This is a genomic window from Streptococcus cristatus (genome assembly GCF_003943515.1).
GTDB classification, from domain to species: domain Bacteria; phylum Bacillota; class Bacilli; order Lactobacillales; family Streptococcaceae; genus Streptococcus; species Streptococcus cristatus_D.
Map to the genome: position 1 here is coordinate 18008 of NZ_RJPT01000008.1, position 22763 is coordinate 40770.

Below are 22763 nucleotides of genomic sequence, written 5' to 3' on the forward strand. Positions count from 1 at the left end.
CCTACCAATTATTGATTTCAGCCGTGACTTTTTGGGCTGCACTTTCACTCACTGCAACAACTAAGATACTGTCATTATCCGCAATGATGCTGAAAATTTCCTCAGAAAATTCTTTACTCAGGTGGCGTTTGACCACCGCTGCACTCCCTGGCACCAGATTGAGATTGAGCATATTTCCTAGATTTTGACAGGCCAAAATATTATTTTCTGCCAACTTCAGACTATTGGTTGCTGTTTTGGGAAGCTCATAGATATAGGTATTATCTTTAAAAGGGATTTTTACAATCCCTAGCTCCTTGATGTCTCGTGAAACCGTTGCCTGTGTCGCTGTAATACCAGACTCCCTGAGATGTGCTACAATTTCCTCTTGGGTGCCAATCTCAAACTCGCTGACAAATCGTCTGATTTTCTCTAATCTATCCTTCTTCTTCATCTTTAAATTCCTTGTGGGCCGCCTCTACGACAGCGACTAAGTCTTGCTCCAAGTCATTTTTCGGCTGCTTACTTTTCTCCAGAAAGGCTAAAAATTCAACATTACCATGCCCACCCTGAATCGGAGAAAAATCTAAACCTTTGACTGAAAAACCTGCTTCTACCATAAAGGCTGTCACGGTTTCCAGCACCGCCAAATGAACTTTCTTGTCCTTGATAATTCCCTTCTTGCCAATCTGCTCGCGGCCAGCCTCAAACTGAGGCTTGATCAAGGCCACGACCTGCCCTCCCTCCTCTAAAATATGATAGAGGGCCGGCAAAATCAAGCTGAGCGAGATAAAGCTGACGTCAATGCTGGCAAAGCTGGGCTGAAAGTCAAAATCAGCTGGCTCGGCATAGCGGAAATTGAACTGCTCCATGCTGACAACCCGTTCATCTTGGCGAAGTTTCCAAGCCAACTGGTTGGTTCCGACATCAACAGCATAGACTAATCGTGCTCCCGCCTGCAACATGACATCGGTAAATCCTCCAGTCGAAGCTCCGATATCCAAGGCTACTCGGTCTGCCACCGAAAGGCCAAACACTTGCAAAGCCTTGTCTAATTTTAGGCCGCCCCGACTGACATACTTGAGCTTTTCTCCCTTGAGCTTGAGCTCTGTTGCATCATCGATTTTTTCACCTGGTTTGTCAAAACGCTCTCCATTAGCAAGTGACACGACCAGACCTGCCATCACTCCGCGCTTGGCCTGTTCTCGGGTCTCAAAGAGGCCTTGTCGATAGGCCAGTACATCCACTCTTTCCTTAGCCATCCAGTCTCAAACTTTCTATTATTTTTTGAATTTCTTTAGCTGAAAAATCACTTTCTTTTTCTAATTGCTCTAGCATACTTTTCGCTTGTTCCAGCGTTTCATCGAAAAAGTCTCTGGCTCCATCCAAACCTAGTAAGGCTGGATAAGTTGATTTCTCAGCCGCCAGATCCTTCTGCGGTGTCTTACCGATCTGCTCAAAACTGGCTGTCACATCTAAAATATCATCCCGCACCTGAAAAGCCAACCCCAAGAGTTCTCCTACTTGACGGAGCTTCCCTAGAACAGATTGACCAGTCTGAGCAATAATTCCCGCTGCTACAAAAGGATAGGCCAAGAGCTTGCCTGTCTTATTGGCGTGAATGGTCTGGAGCTGGTCCATGGTCAACTTGTGACCTTCTCCCTGCATATCCAAAACCTGCCCAGCTACCATACCAAAGGATCCAGCCGCCAAAGACAGCTCTGCTATCAGATCCACCTTGACCTGACTAGGGAGCTCTGCCATTGCCACCAAACCATAAGGATCCAAAAAGAGAGAATCTCCCGCTAAAATGGCCATATCCTCCCCGAATTTCTTGTGGCTGGTCAGACGCCCACGGCGGTAGTCATCATTATCCATAGCTGGCAAATCATCATGGATCAGGCTACCAGTGTGAATCATCTCTAGAGCTGCTGCCACCTGAAAGTGGGCAGGAGTTAATTCCAGACCAAAGCCCTCCAGCAACTCCAAAAGCAAGAGAGGGCGAATCCGCTTACCACCAGCCTCGATAGAATAGAGAATGGTCTCAGTCAAATCCGCTGACACTTCCTTGCTCTGATAAAAATCTTGAATCGTCAGGCCAATTTGCCTGATTTTATGCTCTGTTGTCATTCCATATCCGTTTCCGTGCCATCCGCCTGCATGACCTTGACCAAGGTCTTTTCTGCCTGATCTAGCGTCTTTTGCAAGTCTTTAGACAGCTGCATGCCCTTCTGGAATTCAGCGATTGCCTCTTCCAAGGCCACATCCCCATTTTCCAGCTTCTGGACAATAGCTTCCAAATCAGCTAAATTTTCTTCAAATTTCTTGTCTTTTGACATCTTTTACCTCAACTTGGACCTGACCATCCCGCATGAGAATGGTCAGCTGGTCCTTCTTCTTGATATCCTGACTGGACTCGATTACTGTTTCATTTTTTTGGATAATAGCGTAGCCCCGCGCCACGATTCGACTGGTATCCAGCATGAGTAGCGCATCCGACAGCCGCTTAACTTCAGCCACCTTATGGTCATAGATAACCGCCATATTGCTACGCAACAAGCGTTCTTGCTGACGAACCTGCTCCTGATAGCGCTGCACCTGCCGCAGAGGTGACAGAGAATCTAAGCGGTGACAGAGAATCTTGACCTGCTGGACTTCTTCACTATAATATTCGCGAATTTTTTGCTTTAATCGTAGATTAAGCTGGTCTAGCTTTTGCAGATAGCCATCATAAAGTCGCTCTGGCTGCCGAAAAATAACAGAGGCAGCCAGCTTGCGCAAGCGTTCTCGCTGGTAAGCCAGACGATTTGCAGCTGCATTGGACAGACGATTTTGCTGCTGGCTCAAATGCCCCAGAAGATCCAGCTTTGTGACTGGCGTCGCCAATTCAGCAGCGGCTGTGGGAGTTGCTGCTCGTCGGTCCGCCACAAAGTCAGCAAGAGTCGTGTCCGTTTCATGCCCCACACTGGAAATGATCGGAATCCGAGACTCAAATATGGCTCGTACGACAATTTCCTCATTAAAAGCCCAAAGATCCTCGATGGACCCGCCGCCCCGACCAATAATCAAAACATCCAAATCTTCTCGCTCATTGGCTCGACGGATATTAGCCGCCACCTCGGCGGCAGCTCCCTCTCCCTGAACCTTGGTCGGATAAAGCAGGATATCCACGCCTGGAAAACGACGGCTGACTGTCGTGATAATATCTCGGATAACAGCTCCGCTAGGACTGGTCACCACCCCAATTTTCTTAGGAAACTGAGGCAAGGCTTGTTTAAACTTATCTTGGAAAAGACCTTCTTCTCCCAGTTTTTTCTTGAGTTGCTCGAACTGAACAGCCAAGGCGCCAATGCCGTCTGGCTCAGCCTTTTCAATGACAATCGAATATGACCCACTTGGCTCATAGAGCTGGACACGGCCAATGACATTGACCTTCATGCCCTCTTCTAGTTCAAAACCAAGCTTTTTATAAACACCTGACCAAATAGTCGCCTGAATAACTGCCTTCTCATCCTTGAGGGAAAAATACTGGTGATTGGGGCGCTTGCGAAAATTAGAGACCTGACCTGTCAGATAAACCCGCTCCAAATAAGGATCACGGTCAAACTTCATCTTCAGATAACGGGTCAAGGTCGAAACAGATAAATAATCTGGCATGTCGCTCCCTTTCTATTTTCTAGTATTTGCGTAACTTTTATTATACCAAAAAATGGAGGAAGTCAGTAATTCCAAGTTCCCAATTTTCAGGATAGAAATCACTAAGATTTTGTACTTTCCTTGATAATTTGATACATTTCGATATGCAACTGTTGCGCAATGAATTCTAAGGTTAGTAAACTAGGAATCGAATCGCCTGCCTCAATACGAGCCAGCTGTCTGACTGTCAAACGAGTCTCATCCTCACACAGCAATTCCCTTGTCATTTTACGTTGTTCCCGCAGTTCTCTAATTTTTTTTCCAATTGCTACTTTTAGCTCTGACATGGCACTTTCCGCACTTATCCTTTTCTACTAGTTTTTATACTTTTAACTCTCATACTTTATTTTTATTATAGCACAAAAAAGTTTTCTATCGTATTAACTTTTTTCTATAAATTAAAAAGTAATTATGTGAGAAAGTTGATGAATCCTAGACTTTTCCTAACTAAGACAAGACTTCCTAATCCATAAAAAGAGACTCAGATTTTTCCAAACCTCCCAAGATTTATTGACTCAAATTTTTCATCCAAGTTGGAATTCGTTGACTCAATTCTGTCGGTAATACCACATAAACCTCTTTGGCTAATTCATCCGCAATGGCTGAATGCAAGTAGGTCGCAGCTATCACTCTTTCAAAAAGTGAAACCTGCTGAAATTGACCTGCAAAACCAGCAATCATCCCTGCCAAGGTATCTCCCATACCACCAGTTGCTTGATGGGGACCACCAATCTGCAGTTGATAAACATCCTTTTCCCCACTCTGAAAAACTCGCGTTCCATTCCTTTTCTGCACAACTAGAGTTCCCTTAGGAAATTGGTTAACAGCCTTTTGGCTAGATTTTTCGTCCTGTGACTCGATGGGCAGACCAGACAAGCTTTCCCATTCTTTCTGATGAGGGGTAAAAATTGTCTGGGACTTTGGAAAAGGCAGAGCTTGCTTGGCAAAAAGCGATATAGCACCCCCATCCATAATCAGTATTTGTTGCTTGTTTACAAGCTGTAAAACCAGCTGCAGCACTGATTTCTCTAAAGAATTTTCAGCTAAACCCGGCCCAATTAAAATAACAGTAGCCTTGCGGATCTGAACCATCAGTCGCTCTTGCTCCCACAAATCAAAGGCCATAGCCTCTGGCAAATGAGCATGGAGGCCGGAAATATTTTCCCGTTCAGTTGCAACTGTCACCAAACCAGCTCCGCTCCTTACTGCGGCCAAAGCAGCCATGATAATAGCTCCGCCATAGGGATAGGTCCCACCAATCAAGAGCAGGCGACCATAGTTACCTTTATGACTTTCTGGCGATCGATTTATAATAACCTTTTTCAAAAGCCTGTCACTGACTAGTTTCATATTTGAACCTCTATAATTATTTAAATGTTTTCAAAAATCAATATTACCCGCTCAAGCACATCAAGCAAAGAAATTCGACTGCTATTTTCTATCCCTCATAAGCATATCTTTATTGAATTCTAGTTGCGTAAGAGAACAGTGTTGAGCCCAACAAAAAGCATTATCTTTCTTCACTTCACAATCAAAAGCTAAAATTACTCTCCATCTCGCCAGTTATCGCCAATAACTATATCCTATACTTTGACATTTTTTCCGAAATTTCTAACCTTTATTTATACCCGAGCAATTTTTCTTCTCCCATATTTTACCATATTTTCGCTCGATGTTTAAAATGAAGAAATAGATTCAGAGAAAGGACCATGTGGAACTGTTACATTGCTTACTACCACAGCACTTAATAAATGGAAACTTCCACCAAAGAAAACTATACCACGATACTCTAGCCTCATCTAAAAAAGACCCAGCGGATTTTAAAAAACATGTAGTTGCCAATGTAACTTTTTAGTTGTAACCAAAAACAGCTATCGGATCATCCAAACAAACAAATTTATCTTGAAAACAAAAAAAGGTCCATTGGACCTTTTCAAAATGTTAAGTTACTACTGTAACTTTCTATCAACAACCTAAAAATGTCTCCCAGACATTTTGAAGAAAACTCGCTTTCGCGAGTTCCCATCTGCAACCTGAAACAATCCCCCGGATTTTGACGAAAACTCTGTTTTCTTTATCCGCAACTTAAAAAGGTCCACTGGACCTTAATAAGCGAAAACTCGCTATCACGAGTTCCCATCTGCAAGCTGAAACAATCTCCCAGATTGTTTCAGCCACCTAAATATGCTTTGCGGACTTCGTCAGAAGCGAGGAGCTCTTGACCGGTTCCAGACAGAGCGATTTTTCCTGTTTCAAGAACATAACCACGGTCTGCGATAGACAGTGCTTTATTGGCATTTTGCTCAATCAAAAGCACAGTTGTCCCCTGCTTTTGGATATCTTGAATGATATCAAAGATTTCTTGGATGAAGATTGGCGCCAAGCCCATAGAAGGCTCATCCAAGAGCAAGAGCTTAGGCGTAGACATGAGCGCTCGGCCCATAGCTAGCATTTGCTGCTCACCTCCAGAAAGAGTAGCTGCATCTTGGTTCTTACGCTCTTCCAAGCGTGGAAAACGAGAGAAGACCTTTTTGAGATTAGCTTGGTTTTCTTCACGATTTTTCTTAAGAAAGGCTCCCATTTCAAGATTTTCCAAAACAGTCAGGCCTGGAAAAACATGACGCCCTTCTGGAACCTGTGAAAGCCCAGCAGCTACAATCTTTTGAGCAGGCACTTTCTGAATTTCATTGCCTAAAAATTCAATCTTCCCAGCACTTGGGCGAACCAAACCAGAGATCGTGCGGAGGATAGTCGTTTTACCAGCACCATTGGCACCGATAAGGGAAACAACCTCCCCCTCGTTGACTTCAAAGCTGACATCACGGACAGCCTGAATCATGCCATAGTGGACAGATAGATTTTCAACTTTGAGCATGGACATTAGGCTTCACCTCCTAGATAAGCTTCAATAACGCGCTTGTCATTCTTAATCTCATCTGGTGTGCCATGGGCAATCAAGCGACCGTATTCTAGTACGTAGATGCGCTCAGTTACTTCCATAACCAGACTCATATCATGCTCAATCAGCATGATGGTAATATTAAATTCATTTTTAATCCGACGGATTAGGGCAGTCAGCTCTGCTGTCTCCTGAGGATTCATCCCAGCAGCTGGCTCATCCAAGAAGAGAATCTTAGGCTCTGTGGCAAGTGCTCGGACAATCTCCAGACGACGTTGCTGACCATAGGCCAAATTTTTAGCTAAGGTTTCTGCTTCCTTATCCAAGTCAAAGATGGCCAGCAATTCCAAAGCTTTCGCTTTCAATTCTTCTTCATTTTTATAAAATGCCGGAAGGCGGAAGAAAGAAGCCAGTACATGAGGTTTATGGTGATTACCAAAAGCAATCAATACATTGTCCAAAACGGTCAAATCTTTAAAAAGACGAATATTTTGGAAAGTCCGGCTGAGACCCAGAGTTGCAATTTTGTAAGGTGTTTTACCATTCAGCAAATGACCATCCAAAGTAACCGTTCCCTCACTCGGCTCATAGACGCCTGTCAAAAGGTTGAAAAGAGTTGTTTTTCCAGCACCGTTAGGCCCAATAAGACCGACCAGTTCCCCTTCGTTCAATTCCAGAGTCACGTCACTAACAGCTGTTAGTCCTCCAAAATTTTTGGTTAATTTTTTTACATCAAGAAGTGCCATTATTCTTTGACCTCCTTATTCTTTTTAAAGAGCTTAGCCAAGCTCAATTCCCAAGTACCAAGCAAGCCGCCTGGACGGAAAATCATCACCAAGATTAAGGCAAGTGAATAAACAATCATCCGAACGCTTGAGATATCTTGTAAAAGCATATTAAGGATCCCCAGTACCACTGCCGCTACAATTGCTCCAGTCATTGACCCAAGACCACCAAAAACGACGATAATCAAAACGTTAATCGTATTTATGAAGGAATAGTCTTTTGGTACAACAGAGCCAACAAATCCAGCCTGCAAAGAGCCTGCAATAGAAGCTGTAATAGCTCCAAAAACGAAAGCAATGACTTTAATTTTTGTTGTATTGACACCGACAGACTCTGCCGCAATCTCGTCCTCACGAACAGACAAGGTGCTGCGTCCGATAGGACTGCGGAGGAAGTTGAGGGTCAAAATAGTCGTAATCACAACGAAGACATAGACCAGCTGCCAAGATGTAAATGGCGGAATAGACAGGATACCTGCCGCACCATTGGTCAATTCTCCACCATTGACAATCAAAATCCGGATAATTTCAGAAACACCCAGGGTCGCAATCGCCAAATAGTCTCCCTTTAGGCGAAGGGTCGGAATACCAACAAGCAGGGCCACCGCACCTGCAAGCACAGCGCCAACCAACATAGCAATAAAGAAAGTCCCATAGTTTGGAGATTTAGAGCCCATAATAGCTACTGCATAGGCACCAATCGCCATAAAGCCAGCATGCCCAAGAGAGAATTGCCCAGAAAAACCAACGATAAGATTGAGGCCAACGGCCAAAATAATATTAATCCCAATCTGCTCAAAGATTTGCAGATAGAAAGGATTGAGAATGCCTGTGCTAGCAAGCACTGTCATCAAAAGGTAGCCAAAGAGGATCAGAGCAAGCCATAACGCATTTACTTTTAAATTATTTTTCATACATTACACCTTCTCTTTCACATTTTTACCTAGAATACCAGCTGGGCGAACCAATAGAATGATAATTAAGATCGCATACACAATCGCATCACGGAAATCTGACAGTCCAACTGCTGTTGCAAAAGTTTCCAAGAGACCGATTACAAAACCACCCAAAGCTGCCCCTGGGATGATACCAATTCCTCCCAAAACTGCCGCAACGAAAGACTTGATACCTGGGGTCATTCCCATCAGTGGCTCAAGCGAGTTGTAATAAAGGGCAATCAGCACCCCTGCTGCTCCTGCCAAGGCTGAACCCAAGGCAAAAGTAAAGCTGATCGTACGATTGACATTGATTCCCATGAGCTGGGCAGCATCGCTATCCACGGAAACAGCCCGCATGGCTTTCCCCATTTTGGTTTTTTGCACGATAAACTGCAAACCAACCATGAGTAAAATAGAAATTCCCAAAATCATTAGTTGGATATTGGAAATCGAAACTGGTCCAATCGTATAACGCACTGTTTCAATCACCTGAGGGAAAGAACGAGTATTGGCACCTACAAAGAAGACCATCCCGTATTCCAAAAGGAAAGAAACTCCAATCGCCGTAATCAAGGCTGCAATCCGTGTCGAATTGCGCAGCGGACGATAGGCTAAGAATTCAATCACTACACCGAGGATTGCTGTACCAACCATAGATAAAATAAGGGCCACAAAGAAATTCAGGTGAAGGGTGTTAATCAGGTAATATCCCATGAAAGCACCGATCATATAAATGTCTCCATGCGCGAAATTGATCAGTTTGATAATCCCGTAAACCATGGTATAACCCAAGGCCAGAAGCGCATAGACACTCCCCAAAATCAATCCATTGGCTAGCTGCTGAAGAATTTGTTCGAGCATTCCACACCACTCTTTCTAATATAAAATAAGAGCAGAAACAACAATCTCAGACGAAGCCTTGTCTTGCCGTCTCTACTCAAACATCATAAGCAAGTAATAAACAAGCCAAAGACTGGGAATGCTCCCAGCCTCAGACCCTTTATTCAGGTTTAACTGTTTCAACAGTTTCTACTTTACCATCTTTCAAACCGATCATCAAGGCTGTCTTCACAGGGTTGTGATCTTTATCAATGGTAATGGATCCAGTAACTCCTTCAAAGTCTTTTAACTTAGCAAGGTTATCTTTAATATCTACAGATGTTTTTGCACCCTTAGATGCTTCTGCTGCCATGTAAACTGCGTCATATGAGAGCGCTGCAAACATAGATGGTTCTTCATTGTATTTAGCCTTGTAAGCTGCAACGAATTTCTTCGCTTTATCTGTCATGTCGCCTGAAGTTGAGAAACCAGATACATAATAAACATTAGTTGCTGCTGCTGGAGTTGCTTGTTCTACAAACTTAGCATCGCTAAATCCGTCTGGTCCAACGATTGTTTGAGTGATACTCAAACCACGCGCTTGGTTCACCAATTTACCAGCTTCTGTGTAGTAACCTAGTACAACCAGTGAATCAAATTCTTTGCCTTTGATCTTTGTCAAAGCAGCTTGGAAATCTGAGTCACCAGAAGCAAAGGTTTCTGTCGCAACAATTTCACCCTTGTATTCTTTCTTGAAGGCTTCAGCCATTCCTTTAGCATAGTCGCTTGAGTTGTCATAATAGAGTACAACTTTCTTAGCTTTCAAGTTTTCTGTTACATATTTAGAGATGACTTTACCTTGGTAACTATCAGTAAAGGTTGCACGATACAGATAGTCTTGGTTTTTTGTCAAATCATCCTGTGTAGCACTTGGTGTTACCAAAGGCACACCAGCTTTACCAGCATTGGCAATTGCAGCCGCAACCCCACCTGAAGTCGCAGGACCGATGATGGTATTCACCTTATCTTGAGTCGCCAAGCTTGTAGAAATAGTAGCTGCTTCTGCTGTTTCTGATTTGTTGTCTTTATCAGTTACTTCGATTTTCTTGCCGTCTACACCGCCAGCTGCGTTGATTTCATCAACAGCAAGTTGAGCACCGTGTTGTTCTGCAGTACCGTAAGCTGCTACAGCGCCAGTTTCTTCAAAGTTGAAACCGAACTTAAGTGTTTTACCGATTTCTGTTCCAGTAGCAGATGAGTTGTTTGTAGAAACTTCTCCACAGGCTGCTAGAAGCGCAGCACTAGCAAAAGCTACAAGCGAAAGTGCAAATTTTTTCTTCATGAATAATCTCCTCTATTTTGTTATTTGCTTTGTTTGCAAATGATATAGTAAGAATATACCGAATTATCTGACAATTGTCAACCCAAAGAAGCCTTTTTTTTTAAATAATAGCGTTTTCTTGGTTTCTAAACAAGCTTCCAACAAAATTCGTATCCAGATTTTGGATCTCGCAGGTCTGGATTTTTTTGATATAGGACTCTTTTGACAAGCTCTCCTTCAGAGAATCCGCCTGATCTTTTGCCACATAAAGCTGCAAATAACGGTGTTTCTTAGAATGATAAATAATATCTCCAACATGAGCCAGTTTCTTTGCATCACGATTATAGTATAGATGAATAATTAAGCCCATTCGTTCTTCTTTTTTAAACATGCCAATCCTCTCTGGTCATTTATACTCTATTGATTATATCAAAAAAAGCCCACAAATGGGGCATTTTTCGTAGTTATAATTGAAGACTAGCTAAGATTATTATTAGCCATGATCTCATCGATGAAACCATACTCAAGGGTTTCTTGGGCGCTCATCCAGTAATCACGTTCAGCATCTGCGTGAATCTGCTCAACCGATTTACCAGAATTGTCTGCAAGAATTTGCTCCAAGGTCCTACGAGTCTTAAGCAAATGCTCTGCTGCAATAGCCATATCTGTTTGCTGAGTACCTCCACCAGTACCACCCATTGGCTGGTGAATCATATACTCTGCATTTGGAAGCATGAACCGTTTGCCCTTAGCACCGCTAGAAGCGATGATAGTTCCCATGCTAGCTGCCATTCCCATGACGATTGTCTGCACATCAGACTTAATGAAGTTCATGGTATCTACAATTGCCAATCCCGCTGACACGGAGCCACCAGGAGTATTGACATAAAGATAGATGTCCTTGGTGCTGTCTTGTGCATCTAGGAAAAGCAACTGCGCTATAACAGAATTAGCCATATTGTCCTCAACAGGACCCGTCAGCATGATAATACGGTCTTTTAAAAGGCGTGAGTAAATGTCATAAGAACGCTCACCACGGCTGGTTTGTTCAATAACTACAGGAATCATGAATATTTTCTCCTTCATTCGATCTATTCATTATTATATCTTTTTGGTCAAAAAAGGTCAAATATTTACTTTCTCTGTCGGATGACAGAAAGCAGCGCTGAGATTATCTTTGATTTAGAAAGCACAAATCCATCGGTTTGGCAGAACTTTCCTTTTTGTAACTTCTAGCTATTATTTTGTACCAAAGAGGCGGTCACCAGCATCTCCGAGACCTGGAACGATGTAGCCGTGTTCATTGAGGTGATCATCAAGGGCAGCAGTGAAGATATCTACATCAGGGTGAGCATCCTGCAAGGCTTTAACACCTTCTGGAGCAGACACTAAGCAGACAAAGGTGATGTTGCTTGCGCCACGTTTTTTAAGTGAATCCACCGCCAAGATAGCAGATCCACCCGTAGCCAACATTGGATCGACAACAAAGATTTGACGTTGGTCAATGTCTTCTGGCAATTTTACCAAATATTCAACTGGCTTCAAGGTCTCTTCATCACGGTACATTCCGATGTGGCCGACTTTAGCAGCAGGAACCAAGCTCAGGAGACCATCCACCATACCGATACCAGCCCGCAAGATTGGGACAATAGCCAATTTTTTCCCTGCAATCTGCTTTTGAACTGTTTTCGTAATTGGTGTTTCAATTTCTACATCTTCAAGTGGTAAATCGCGCAAAACTTCATAACCCATTAGCATTGCGATTTCATCTACCAATTCACGAAAAGCTTTAGTAGAGGTATCTGTACGACGCAAGATAGACAATTTATGCTGAATGAGTGGATGAGCGATAACTTCAAGTTTTCCCATGATTGGATTTCCTTCTTTCATTTTATTCTTCTTATTATATCAAAAAAGAAGAAAAAAGGCTTGCAACAAGCAAACCTTTTCATCTATTTTAATTACTTTTTGATAGAAGAGTTTGATTTCAATTTAGGCTTTATTGATAGACTATTACACCAAACCTTCTAAGAGGCCTCTCATAAAGTTCTCAGAATTAAACTCGCCGATGTCGTCAATTTTCTCGCCAAAACCAATCAGCTTCACTGGAATATCCAGTTCCTGACGAATGGCAAGAACAACCCCACCGCGCGCAGTTCCGTCAATCTTAGTCAGCACAATACCTGTCACAGGTGTGATTTTTGAAAATTCCTTGGCTTGAACCAGCGCATTTTGACCCGTAGAAGCATCCAAGGCTAGGAAGGTTTCGTGCGGCGCTGATGGATCTACCCGCTTGATAATGCGACCGATTTTTTCAAGCTCTGCCATGAGATTGTCCTTATTTTGCAAGCGACCTGCTGTATCAATCATGAGAATATCGACATTTTCAGCCTTGGCCCTTTCTAAACCGTCAAACACGACACTGGCTGGATCGCTCTTTTCTGGGCCAGTCACAACAGGCACATCGACTCGGCGCCCCCACTCAGCCAACTGGGCAACAGCTCCAGCTCGGAAGGTGTCTGCTGCCACCAGCATCACTTTTTTACCTTCTTGCTTGTATTTATAGGCCAATTTACCGATTGAGGTCGTCTTCCCTACTCCATTTACTCCGACGAAGAGCATGACAGTCAGACCGTTTTGGAAATTGATTTTTTCATTGAAACGGCCATCTTTCTCATAAATATCGACCAATTTTTCAATGATGAGTTGGCGCAAGGCGTCTGGTTTCTTAGTATTTTCCAGACGTGCTTCATAGCGCAAGTCCTCAGTCAGATTGGAAGCTACCTGTACACCGACATCACTGGTAATCAGCAGTTCTTCCAAGTCTTCAAAGAAATCTTCATCAACTGAGCGGAAATTAGCAAAGAAGGCATTAAGGCGAGCACCAAAGCCAGTCCGCGTCTTTTTGAGACTGCGGTCATACTTGTCTTGAACACTCTCTTCTTGGTATTCAGTAGAATTCTCAGATGTTTCTGCGGGAGTCTGTTCTTCCTCTGCCTCTCCTCCATACTCGGTCGAGTCTACTTGTGAGGAAGTGCTTGCTTCCTGCTCACTAGATACTTCTTGCTCTGGTTCGTGGCTGATTTGCTCTCTCGCTGCAGCCAAACGCTCCTGCAATTCTTGGTAATAATCTCTGCTTTCAGTCGCCGCTTCTGATTCGCTACTACTTTCCAACGCTTGATTTGCTGAAGTTTCAGACTGCTCTTCTGCCTCAGCCAAAACTTGTTCAGGACTTTCCTCGTCTTCAAGCACTGGTTCAGATAAGTCAGCTTGTTGAGCAGTTGGGACAAATTCCTGCTCAGAAGTTGCTGAATCTGCAGGATCTGTATTCTCTTCTAACACAGACTCTACTTCCTGAGTTTCCGCTGTTTCTTCATTAGAAGCAGCAAGGGGCTGGAGCTCTGTCTCAGATGGAACTTCAGTCACTGTAGTCTGATAACTCTCCTCTGCCTGTTCCTCTATCTGGGGCTTTTCTTCAAGTTCCTCTTTTTTACGTCCAAAAAGACGGTCAAATAATCCCATTCTTTAGTTCTCCTTCAATACATATTTCCGAATTGCCCAAGCAACTGCATCTTCATCATTGGTCATCGGGGTGACAACTTCTGCGACTTCCTTGACTTCTGGCACGGCATTTTGCATGGCTACTCCTAGACCAGCCCAAGCAATCATTGACAAATCATTGGCTTCGTCACCGCAGGCCATAACTTGGCTTTTATCAATTCCCAAGTGGGCAATCAGTTTCTCCAAACCAGTCGCCTTATGGACATTTTTCGGTGACCATTCCAGCAGCATTTCCCGTGATTTGAAAATTTCATACTGGTCAAACAATTCGGGCGAAATGTCAGGAATGGCTGCGTCCAGCGGTTCCTGCGCAAAGGCTGTGACGCACTTATTGTAGGTAATCTGGCTAGAAAGGTCTTCAAAAGCAATGGATTCAAAGTTCAGAGCTGGATTAAACTCCGCATAGAGCGATGCTTGGTCTGATTGAATCTGATAAACCAAGCCCCCATCAATCGCATCCAGAGGCAGACCCAATTTCTCAGTCTCTTCAAAAATCCTAGCCACATCATCATAGGCAAAAACTGTTTTATCCAAAATTTCGCCTGTATTGCGCTGAACCAGACCACCATTAAAGGTAATGGTGTATTCATCTACCTGACCATCGGTGCCCAGCTCATGCAGGAAAAATTCCATAGCCTTAAGCGGACGCCCTGTGGTCAATACAACTTTGATTCCCTGCTGTTGAGCAGCTTTGAGCGCTGCCAGATTACCTTCAGAAATCTTTTTATCCGTGGTTAAAAGCGTCCCGTCCAAGTCCAAAGCGATCAATTTAATATCAGCCATTACAAGCCCTCCATGTAAGTCATAACAGATTGGGCCGCATGGTGGCCAATCACTTCTTTCGCAACTGCCAAAATTTCCGGTCGCGCATTTTCCGGTGCAATCGGATGGCCCACTACCTGCATCATATGTAGGTCATTGAGATTATCACCAAAAGCCATGACCTGATCCATCTCTAGGCCTAGCTTCTTAGCCAGCTCGACAAGAGCCACGCCTTTATCCACATAGTCCAGCACGATATCAATCGACTTATAGCCTGTTGTCATCGCCTTGACACCTGCGACATTTTCATTGACCCAGGCTTCGCCGTCGGCCACTGTTTCTTCGCTGAAATTGGTCGTGAATTTAAAAATCTCGTCTGTAATCTCACTAAAATCAGCAACTTTTTGGATATTTTCATTATAATTAGCGCTGAAAGAGAGATAAGTCGGATCTACTGTCTCTAAGACATAACAGCCTTTTTTCCCTGTCAGGAGCAACTCATTGATATTGACAAAAGGCGACTCCTTGAGCTTATCAAATACCTTGAGATAAAATTCTCTTGGCATGGTTGCTTCGTATAGATCTTTTCCTTGAAACTCTACAAGGCTGCCATTTTCCGCGATAAAGATCATATCATCTCGAACTTCATGAAAGAGCTTTTCAAGAGAAAGAATACCTCGACCGCTGGCAACAGTAAAGTAGATGCCCTTTTCTCGAAACTGGGTCAGCAGATGCTTGAGCCGCTCCATATCAAACTGACCCTTGTCATCTAAAAAAGTCCCGTCCATATCTGTGGCAATGAGTCTTATCATACAATTATCTCCTTTTTTGAATTAGGGGTGTGCAAAGGGCATTTAGGGTATGCATCTTTTAAGGATTTAGGCAACCCCCATCATTTCTCATCTCTGTTAATCCTTTATATTATATCATAAAACTAACACTTCATTCCACAGATGAAAAACAGTCAGATCATATTTCTATGACCTGACCGTTTTTGATATTGTTTATACTATATCTATTTACTTTTTTATTTTATAAAATAACATCACATAAACTTTTTATATATTTAGTTATCCTAAATTCAATTTATGTTTTGCTATTTGGCAAATACGTTCTGGCGAAGCGTGGTCTACAAACTGACTTAGCAGTCTTCGAGTCGCCAGCTTCCAAGGTGTTGGTTTGCCTGGCGAATGGCTTTGATTTCGGCGTGCAGCGTGGCGTCTTGTTCCTTTTCACGTAAGTTATGACCACGCCCAATAATTTCACCATTCAAGACCACGACAGCCCCGATTGGCACTTCCGCTTGGTCATAGGCTTTCTGCGCTTCCTTCAACGCTTCCCTCATAAAGAATTCTTTTTCATGAAGTTCCATGTTCTTACTGATAGACGCGCTTCGTCACGACTAGACTATGCGGTCTCTCAAACTCCTTATCTAAGTAATCTTGGTACGTTCCTGGTGAAATAAATCCTCGGGCGCTTAAAATATCGGTGCCTGCTGTCCCGACAATCGTATCGGCTAGCAATACACAGTTGGTACTCATCACAAAATACGTCTTGAATTTTGAAGAGGTAAATTTATACAAGAGTGCATCTGCTTCTTGTTTGAGCTTGTAGGCATACATTGGTTCTTCTTTGTCGATTCCAGGATGCTTAGGTTTCACCATTTTCGGTGGATCCCAAGGCACTGTCAGCGACATCAATTTGGCGATTTCCTTATCGATGGCCGCGAGTTGTTCTGGAGACAAGGCAAGACCATATCCCAGTAGGGTCTTATGATTTTCGCGTTTACAAAATTCGATGTATTTTTCACGGTCGGCACTGAAAAGTACCCCGTCCCCCATCGTTCCAAAGAGGCGCTCCGAATTCGTATCGTAGTTTCCGAATGAAATAATGCGGCCCTTATAACACAGGTCGACATGCCCGATGGCTCCAAACCCGTCTTTTGTGACATGAATAAACATCTCTAAGTTTGGTTCTGCATTTTCTTTGGCACGGTCGTAAATTTCTGAAGCCGTTTCGCCTTCTCCAAGTTCCAACGCATCATTAATTTTTTGTAAGGTTACTCGAGGAATCAGTGCAGCAAATACAAGCGGCATCCCACGACGCAAGCGTCTGCGAAGGACTTTCTTTCCAACTTCGGCCTCGAAGAACCAGCCGTCCCGAATATTGCTAATCCCATACCCGATAAAATAGAGCGAAAGGAAGAACATTTGCAAATTGCCGTCGCCCCCAAGAGAAATTAAAGTGGCTACCCCGACAACTGAAAGCCAAATGGTATCAAAGAGCAAGCGAAATCGCGGGCGAATATCATCTTTGACATAAATATAGTATGTCACACCACTAATTCCCGCCTTCATCACTTCATTGAGTCCCATCAAGATGCTTACAATCGCAATCGGCAATGACAGGAAGAATTGATTTCCTGCTAAAAATCCGTAAAGGGAAAATTTCCCTATATTCAGCCATAACGGGTCTTTAGATGCCGCTTTACTAAACCAACGGAATAAGAAATTCCATAGTTCACGGGCCCATAAGAATGTTAAAAACAGACGTAACATCAATTCTGGGAAGCTTGGTCCGAATATAAGGAGCAATATCCCAGCAACAAGGAACGCAATCCCTTCAAAGAGGAGCTTTTTCCCCGTAATCCCTAAGTCGCTAATTTTCTTCATCAATAATACCTCCTACAGCTACCACTGGAGCAGCTTGTTCATGTTTCTCCATCCATTCTTTCACGAGACGGTAAATCACGGCAAAGATTGGTGTGAAGAAAATCATTCCTACTAAACCAAAGAGATTTCCACCGATTAACGTAGTAGCAAGGGTTAGAGCCGTTGGCAACCCTACGGAACTGCCGACAACCCTAGGATAGACGACATTGCCTTCCACTGTTTGAACGACCATAAAGACGACAACCGAAATGAGTGCTTGAATTGGGCTTTCTGTAAAGATGAAGAGCATTACGATTCCGCACGCCATAAACGGCCCGATATTCGGAATGAACGAGAATACTCCGGCCAGCACCCCAACAAGTCCTGCATATGGCAACCCTACAAGAGAGTATGCGGCAAAAATCATAACCCCAACAATTCCCGCCTCGATGATTTGACTCATCAAGAAACGGTCATACGTATCCACGATGACTTCCCCGACATAAGAATGTGCTCAATTTTGTCTTTTAGCAACACCACATTGAGAATGCGAAGCGTTAAACGTGCGAGTATTTCCTTACTTACGAGAATATTAATCATGAAGAAAATCCCCATAATCACAGAGAACACATTTGAGAAGAGCCTATAATATTCGTTGTAAATCCGCCAAGGAATGTAATGACAGACGATATACGCTTTTGTATTATCTATAACCTAGTTTATTTCCATCAACATACCTGTGCCTTCAAATTATTTTTTATTTATTATCCTCATTATACCAAGAATTCTCACAATTTACTATAACTCCTACTTTCTATTGACGAAAGAAATGTTATTATGCAGTTATACTGCCTCAAGATGATTGACTTTCGAAACATGCAATTTAACGTTTAACAAATCAAGGGTGTCTCCATAGAATCAAAGTATTTCTGATACCCATTTCCTTCTATCTATAGACAGTAAAAAGCCTTGAAACAACTTATTCAAAGGCTTTCTTAGTATTCTATTGTATCAATTACCTTATTCCGATTTCTGTTGCTACTAATTTTATGCTCATACTATAAACTTTCTAAATCTTTTAACTTGACCGACACAATCTTGGAAACTCCTGACTCCTGCATGGTCACTCCATAGATGGAATCTGCCGCAGACATGGTTCCCTTGCGGTGGGTCACAACGATAAACTGGCTTTCTTTGTCAAAGCGGTTGAGATAATCTCCAAAGCGCTTAACATTGGCCTCATCCAGAGCCGCCTCAACTTCATCCAAGATGACAAAAGGAATGGTCTTGACGCGGATTATGGAAAAGAGAAGGGCCAAGGCTGACAGGGCTTTTTCTCCACCACTCATGAGATTGAGGGATTGGATTTTCTTGCCTGGAGGCTGAACTGAAATCTCTACTCCAGCTGTCAGCAGGTCGCCTTCTGTCAAGATGAGATCAGCTGAACCGCCGCCAAACATCTGGCTAAAGGTCAGCTTGAAACTTTCACGAATGGCTTCAAAGGTTGTTTGGAAACGTTCCTTGACTTCGTCATTCATCTCTTCAATGGTTTCCAAGAGGAGATTTTTAGCTGAGAGGACATCGTCCCGCTGACTATTGAGGAAATTCAGGCGGCTGCTAACTTCTTCAAACTGCTCTACTGCTTCCAGATTGACTGGTCCCAAAGCACGAATAGCCTTTTCTAAGTCTTTGACTTGAGCTTCTGCAGCTACAAGATTTTCCAAAGAACGCGCTCTTTGATCAGCCTCTTCAAAGCTGATCTGGTAATTATCCGTCAGATTGGTCAGCAGACGACGCAAGACATCTGAAAATTTCTCTTTCTCAGCCTCTGCCTTGGCCTGACGGCGAATCAGACTCTCATTTTGCTGACGGGCTTGGTCTAAATGCCCTAGAATATCCTCAGACTGCCCCTCTAAGTCGTCCAGCTCAAATTTGAGTCGGATGAGGTTCTGATCCAAGTCTGTCTTTTTCTCTTGGGCAGTCTTAAGCTGCTCTTCCAAGACAGAAATATCTACCTTCTGGCTGACTGCTTCATCCTTTTGCTCTATTAGAAGCTGCAAAGTAACAACTTCCTTGTCCAAGGCAGCCTTCTCCTCTAGCAAACGTGACAAATCATTCTTCTCAAAGCGCTGGCTAGAAGTCAGCTCTGTGCTCTTCAATTTCAGTTCAGACAAGTTAGCCGATAGCTGATCGAAACGATCTTGAACAGCGTTTTTATTCGACTTGACTTGCTCGATTTCAGCAGTAATGGCTGTTTTTGCAGCCTCGATAGCCGACAGCCGCTCTTCCATTTTTTTCTTTTCAGCCAGGCCTGCTGTTTCAGTCTGGCTAGCCAAATCTTGTTCCTGCAGTTGCTCCAGCTGACTGAGTTCCGCAACCCGCTCTGCAATCTGTTCGTGGGCTAGCTTGACTCTTTGCTCCGTCAAGCGAGCTTGCTCACCCTCAGACTTGATGGCTTCCAAGGCTTGTTTGGCCTCTGATAGCTGAGACTGCAAACTTTCGACTTGCTGCTCCTGAACTTTCAGCTTCTGAGACTGCTGCTCCATTTCTGCGAGCAGGCTGTCCAGTTCAGGCTTGATAAAGATTGTGTTATTATTGCGATTAGCTCCTCCGGCATAAGAACCGCCTGTGCGCAGTTCCGTACCGTCCAGCGTTACGATTCTAACTTGGTAACGAACCTGACGGGCAGCTGCACGCGCATGTTCAATGGTATCGAAGATAGCGATTGTTCCCAGCAGATTTTGGAAAATATTCTCCAAACCTGCCTCATAGGTCACCAGCTCTGAAGCCAAACCTAGGAAGCCAGGACTAGCCTCAATTCGAGATTGATTTTGCTCAGGAAGTTGACGAGCCTTGATGGTCGTCAGAGGCAGGAAAGTAGCCCGACCAGCCCGATTTTTCTTGAGAAAATCGATGGCTCTGGTCGCTGCTCCCTCGTCCTCAACGATGATATGCTGGCTGCTTGCCCCCAGCGCAATTTCTAAAGCAGTCTGGTACTGAGAATCGAAGCTTAATTTCTCGCTGACTGCCCCGACAATACCACCCAGACGATCAGCCTCCTGCAGGACGCTTTTCACTCCTGCATAAAAATTACTGTGATTTTTAAGGATAGCTTCTAAACTGGCTGCACGGGCTTTTTTATTTTTCAAATCATCCAGCAGGGCAAACATGCTGGTTTGCTCATTTTGATAAGCAGTCGCCAACTTCTCGACCTGCCCCTGCTGCTCCTGATACTGATCTAGCAAGGCTCTGAGGGCAGTCTGAGCTTCTTCTAATTCCGCCTGTCGAGCCGCTTCTTCTGCCCGACCAGCTTTTAAATCAGCCTGCAGTTTGCTAAACTCTGCCTGTTTGCTGGCTGCTTGACTCCGCTCATTCTCCAGACGATTTTCTAGCGAGGTCAAGTCGTTGGACAAATCCGCTTCTTCTTGCATGAGCTTGACGTAACGATCCCGCAGATTTTCAATCAACTGGTCTGGGTCATCTGAAAAGTCCGCCAACTCTGCTTCCAACTGGCTCATGGCCTCTTGATTTTCTGTCAACTGGACTGCTAAATCAGCTAGATGAGCTTCCTTGGAGGAAATATCAGCTGTCAGCTGCTGGCTCTTTTCTCTCAACCCAGCCAAACGTTCTTCATTTTCTAAACGGCTGCTGGCCGCCTGACTAGATTCCAACTTAGCTAGGTCTATCTGGCGTTCCAAATCACTGATCAAACGCGTCAGCTCCAAAAGACTGGCCTGATCATCAGACAGTTTTTGATTCACTTCCTGGCGTTTGACCTTAATCTCTTGGTTTTCACGCTCCAATTCGTCCCGTTTCGTATAATAAGCTGCTAGCTCCTGCTTGATACTCTCCAGATCAGCCTCTGCCGCCGTCAAATCACTTTTATTCGCCTTAATTTGAGCCACCAAGACATCTAGATAAAGTTCCTGACGCTCTTGATCCAGTTCTAAAAAGCGCTTGGCTGTCTCAGCCTGCTTTTCCAGTGGCTTGACTTGACTATCCAGCTCGTAGATAATGTCTTCCAAGCGATCCAGATTGTCTTGAGTCTGCGCTAGCTTGCTCTCTGTTTCCTTGCGGCGGGTCTTGTATTTGAGCACTCCGGCAGCTTCTTCAAAGATAGCCCGACGCTCCTCCGGTTTGCTGTTAAAGATTTCCTCTACCTTCCCTTGGGAAATGATGGAGAAAGAATCCCGTCCTAGCCCTGTATCCATGAAAAGGTCATGAACATCGCGGAGACGGACCTTTTTACCATCAATCTTGTACTCGCTATCACCACTGCGATAGATATGGCGCTCGACGCGGATTTCCTTGCCTGCTTGCTTGATAAACTGGTCCTGATTATCCAAAACCACAATGACCGAAGCATAGTTAAGGGGCTTGCGGTTCTCCGTCCCTGCAAAGATGACATCGGGCATCTTGCCGCCCCGCAGACTCTTGACGCTCGACTCACCCAGAGCCCAGCGCAGGCTCTCTGTAATATTGGACTTGCCTGAGCCATTGGGACCAACAACTGCAGTCACCCCTTGGTCAAAAACCACCTTTGTCTTATCTGCAAATGACTTGAAGCCCTGAATTTCAATTTCCTTTAAAAACATTAGTGACTTTCCTTTTCAAATGCATCCTTGGCAGCTTCCTGCTCAGCCAGTTTCTTAGAACGGCCTTGTCCCTGACCCGCTTTTTGACCATTGATCAACACAGCCACAGCAAAGTTCTTAGCATGAGCTGGCCCCGTCTCATCTGTAACCTGATAGATAATCTCCACATCGCCATTAACCTGCAGAAGTTCCTGCAACTTGGTCTTATAGTCAGTCACCTGCTCAAAGTCTCCCGCTTCCACCTTGGGAATCATGACTTGATAAATAAAGTCCTTGACAGTCTCCACATCCTTATCCAAAAGAAGGGCACCCAAAAAGGCCTCAAATAAGTCACCCAGAATGGTATCGCGATTACGACCTCCTGACTTTTCCTCACCGCGACCTAGCTTGATAAACTGATCAAACTGACAGTCCCGCGCAAAGCCAGCCAAACTCTCCTCCCGAACAATCATGGAGCGTAGTTTTGACAAGTCTCCTTCTGGTTTTTTGGGGTATTTTTTATATAAATACTCAGAAATAATCAGCTGCAGAACAGCGTCTCCTAAAAATTCCAGGCGTTCATTGTGTGAAATTTTTAAGAGGCGGTGCTCATTGGCATAGCTGGTGTGAGTAAAAGCGGTCTCTAGCAGACTACTGTCTTCAAACACCAGTCCAAACTGCTCCAGCAGTGAATCTTTTAATTGTTCCATAGTTTCTTTTTCATGCTAGGCCAAGGCAGAGCATGAGTCCAATCCATCCTTTCTAAAATGATGTTCTT

At 44.0% G+C, this 22763-nt stretch carries 21 protein-coding genes and 2 pseudogenes; all 23 read right to left on the reverse strand.

Annotation, left to right across the window (positions count from 1 at the left end; translation table 11 throughout):
* Position 1 precedes the first annotated feature (1 nt).
* The 23 genes and pseudogenes from D8791_RS07575 to rnc all read right to left on the reverse strand — a co-directional run bounded on the left by D8791_RS07575 (position 2) and on the right by rnc (position 22695).
* Positions 2-433: an arginine repressor gene (locus D8791_RS07575; RefSeq protein WP_062123525.1), complete on the reverse strand. Its 432-nt coding sequence runs from the start codon at positions 431-433 to the stop codon at positions 2-4.
* The gene (locus D8791_RS07580) at positions 417-1241 is read right to left on the reverse strand and encodes a TlyA family RNA methyltransferase (protein ID WP_125447119.1); all 825 of its coding nucleotides are present in this window, start codon (positions 1239-1241) and stop codon (positions 417-419) included. Before D8791_RS07580 ends, D8791_RS07575 begins: the two co-directional genes overlap by 17 nt.
* Positions 1234-2109, reverse strand: coding sequence for a polyprenyl synthetase family protein (locus D8791_RS07585; RefSeq protein ID WP_125447121.1), 876 nt, complete (start codon positions 2107-2109; stop codon positions 1234-1236). Before D8791_RS07585 ends, D8791_RS07580 begins: the two co-directional genes overlap by 8 nt.
* Positions 2106-2318, reverse strand: coding sequence for an exodeoxyribonuclease VII small subunit (locus tag D8791_RS07590; protein WP_005589516.1), 213 nt, complete (start codon positions 2316-2318; stop codon positions 2106-2108). Before D8791_RS07590 ends, D8791_RS07585 begins: the two co-directional genes overlap by 4 nt.
* Complete coding sequence (xseA, locus tag D8791_RS07595) at positions 2296-3636, reverse strand: exodeoxyribonuclease VII large subunit (protein ID WP_125447123.1); 1341 nt, start codon at positions 3634-3636, stop codon at positions 2296-2298. The genes D8791_RS07590 and xseA overlap by 23 nt, the downstream gene beginning before the upstream one ends.
* A 101-nt stretch (positions 3637-3737) precedes the next feature.
* Positions 3738-3962 (reverse strand): helix-turn-helix domain-containing protein, encoded by a 225-nt coding sequence (locus D8791_RS07600; RefSeq protein ID WP_125390383.1) that lies wholly within the window; start codon positions 3960-3962, stop codon positions 3738-3740.
* A gap of 220 nt (positions 3963-4182) precedes the next feature.
* Positions 4183-5025 carry an NAD(P)H-hydrate dehydratase gene (locus tag D8791_RS07605; RefSeq protein WP_125447125.1) on the reverse strand — a complete coding sequence of 281 codons (843 nt, stop codon included), beginning with the start codon at positions 5023-5025 and terminating at the stop codon, positions 4183-4185.
* Between the two features lie 820 nt (positions 5026-5845).
* Entirely contained in the window at positions 5846-6556 is a 711-nt protein-coding gene (locus tag D8791_RS07610) for an ABC transporter ATP-binding protein (protein WP_125447127.1), read from the reverse strand.
* Positions 6556-7320 (reverse strand): ABC transporter ATP-binding protein, encoded by a 765-nt coding sequence (locus tag D8791_RS07615; RefSeq protein ID WP_005589509.1) that lies wholly within the window; start codon positions 7318-7320, stop codon positions 6556-6558. Before D8791_RS07615 ends, D8791_RS07610 begins: the two co-directional genes overlap by 1 nt.
* The gene (locus tag D8791_RS07620; protein ID WP_125447129.1) at positions 7320-8273 is read right to left on the reverse strand and encodes a branched-chain amino acid ABC transporter permease; all 954 of its coding nucleotides are present in this window, start codon (positions 8271-8273) and stop codon (positions 7320-7322) included. The genes D8791_RS07615 and D8791_RS07620 overlap by 1 nt, the downstream gene beginning before the upstream one ends.
* Positions 8274-8276: 3 nt before the next feature.
* On the reverse strand, positions 8277-9146 hold the full coding sequence (locus D8791_RS07625; RefSeq protein WP_095666451.1) for a branched-chain amino acid ABC transporter permease: 870 nt from the start codon (positions 9144-9146) through the stop codon (positions 8277-8279).
* Positions 9147-9297: 151 nt separating this feature from the next.
* A complete protein-coding gene (locus tag D8791_RS07630) occupies positions 9298-10458 on the reverse strand; it encodes an ABC transporter substrate-binding protein (RefSeq protein ID WP_125373734.1) in 1161 nt (386 codons plus the stop codon).
* A 100-nt stretch (positions 10459-10558) separates the two neighbouring features.
* Positions 10559-10828 carry a DUF2129 domain-containing protein gene (locus D8791_RS07635; RefSeq protein WP_062004135.1) on the reverse strand — a complete coding sequence of 90 codons (270 nt, stop codon included), beginning with the start codon at positions 10826-10828 and terminating at the stop codon, positions 10559-10561.
* 86 nt (positions 10829-10914) lie between these two features.
* A complete protein-coding gene (locus tag D8791_RS07640) occupies positions 10915-11505 on the reverse strand; it encodes an ATP-dependent Clp protease proteolytic subunit (protein WP_005592197.1) in 591 nt (196 codons plus the stop codon).
* Between the two features lie 171 nt (positions 11506-11676).
* Positions 11677-12306 (reverse strand): uracil phosphoribosyltransferase, encoded by a 630-nt coding sequence (gene upp, locus D8791_RS07645; protein ID WP_015605186.1) that lies wholly within the window; start codon positions 12304-12306, stop codon positions 11677-11679.
* A gap of 144 nt (positions 12307-12450) precedes the next feature.
* Positions 12451-13959, reverse strand: coding sequence for a signal recognition particle-docking protein FtsY (gene ftsY / locus D8791_RS07655; protein WP_125447131.1), 1509 nt, complete (start codon positions 13957-13959; stop codon positions 12451-12453).
* Between the two features lie 3 nt (positions 13960-13962).
* Positions 13963-14781: a Cof-type HAD-IIB family hydrolase gene (locus D8791_RS07660; RefSeq protein ID WP_125447133.1), complete on the reverse strand. Its 819-nt coding sequence runs from the start codon at positions 14779-14781 to the stop codon at positions 13963-13965.
* Complete coding sequence (locus D8791_RS07665; protein ID WP_125447135.1) at positions 14781-15572, reverse strand: Cof-type HAD-IIB family hydrolase; 792 nt, start codon at positions 15570-15572, stop codon at positions 14781-14783. Before D8791_RS07665 ends, D8791_RS07660 begins: the two co-directional genes overlap by 1 nt.
* Positions 15573-15904: 332 nt before the next feature.
* Positions 15905-16132: pseudogene (locus tag D8791_RS07670) on the reverse strand (nucleoside deaminase); the annotation flags it as partial.
* A 4-nt stretch (positions 16133-16136) separates the two neighbouring features.
* A complete protein-coding gene (locus D8791_RS07675; RefSeq protein WP_015605191.1) occupies positions 16137-17432 on the reverse strand; it encodes a hypothetical protein in 1296 nt (431 codons plus the stop codon).
* A pseudogene (locus D8791_RS07680) lies at positions 17419-18103 on the reverse strand (AI-2E family transporter); the annotation flags it as partial. The gene D8791_RS07675 and the pseudogene D8791_RS07680, both read right to left, overlap by 14 nt.
* A 366-nt stretch (positions 18104-18469) precedes the next feature.
* The gene (smc, locus tag D8791_RS07685; RefSeq protein ID WP_125447137.1) at positions 18470-22006 is read right to left on the reverse strand and encodes a chromosome segregation protein SMC; all 3537 of its coding nucleotides are present in this window, start codon (positions 22004-22006) and stop codon (positions 18470-18472) included.
* Positions 22006-22695: a ribonuclease III gene (gene rnc / locus D8791_RS07690; protein ID WP_125447139.1), complete on the reverse strand. Its 690-nt coding sequence runs from the start codon at positions 22693-22695 to the stop codon at positions 22006-22008. Before rnc ends, smc begins: the two co-directional genes overlap by 1 nt.
* Positions 22696-22763 lie beyond the last annotated feature (68 nt).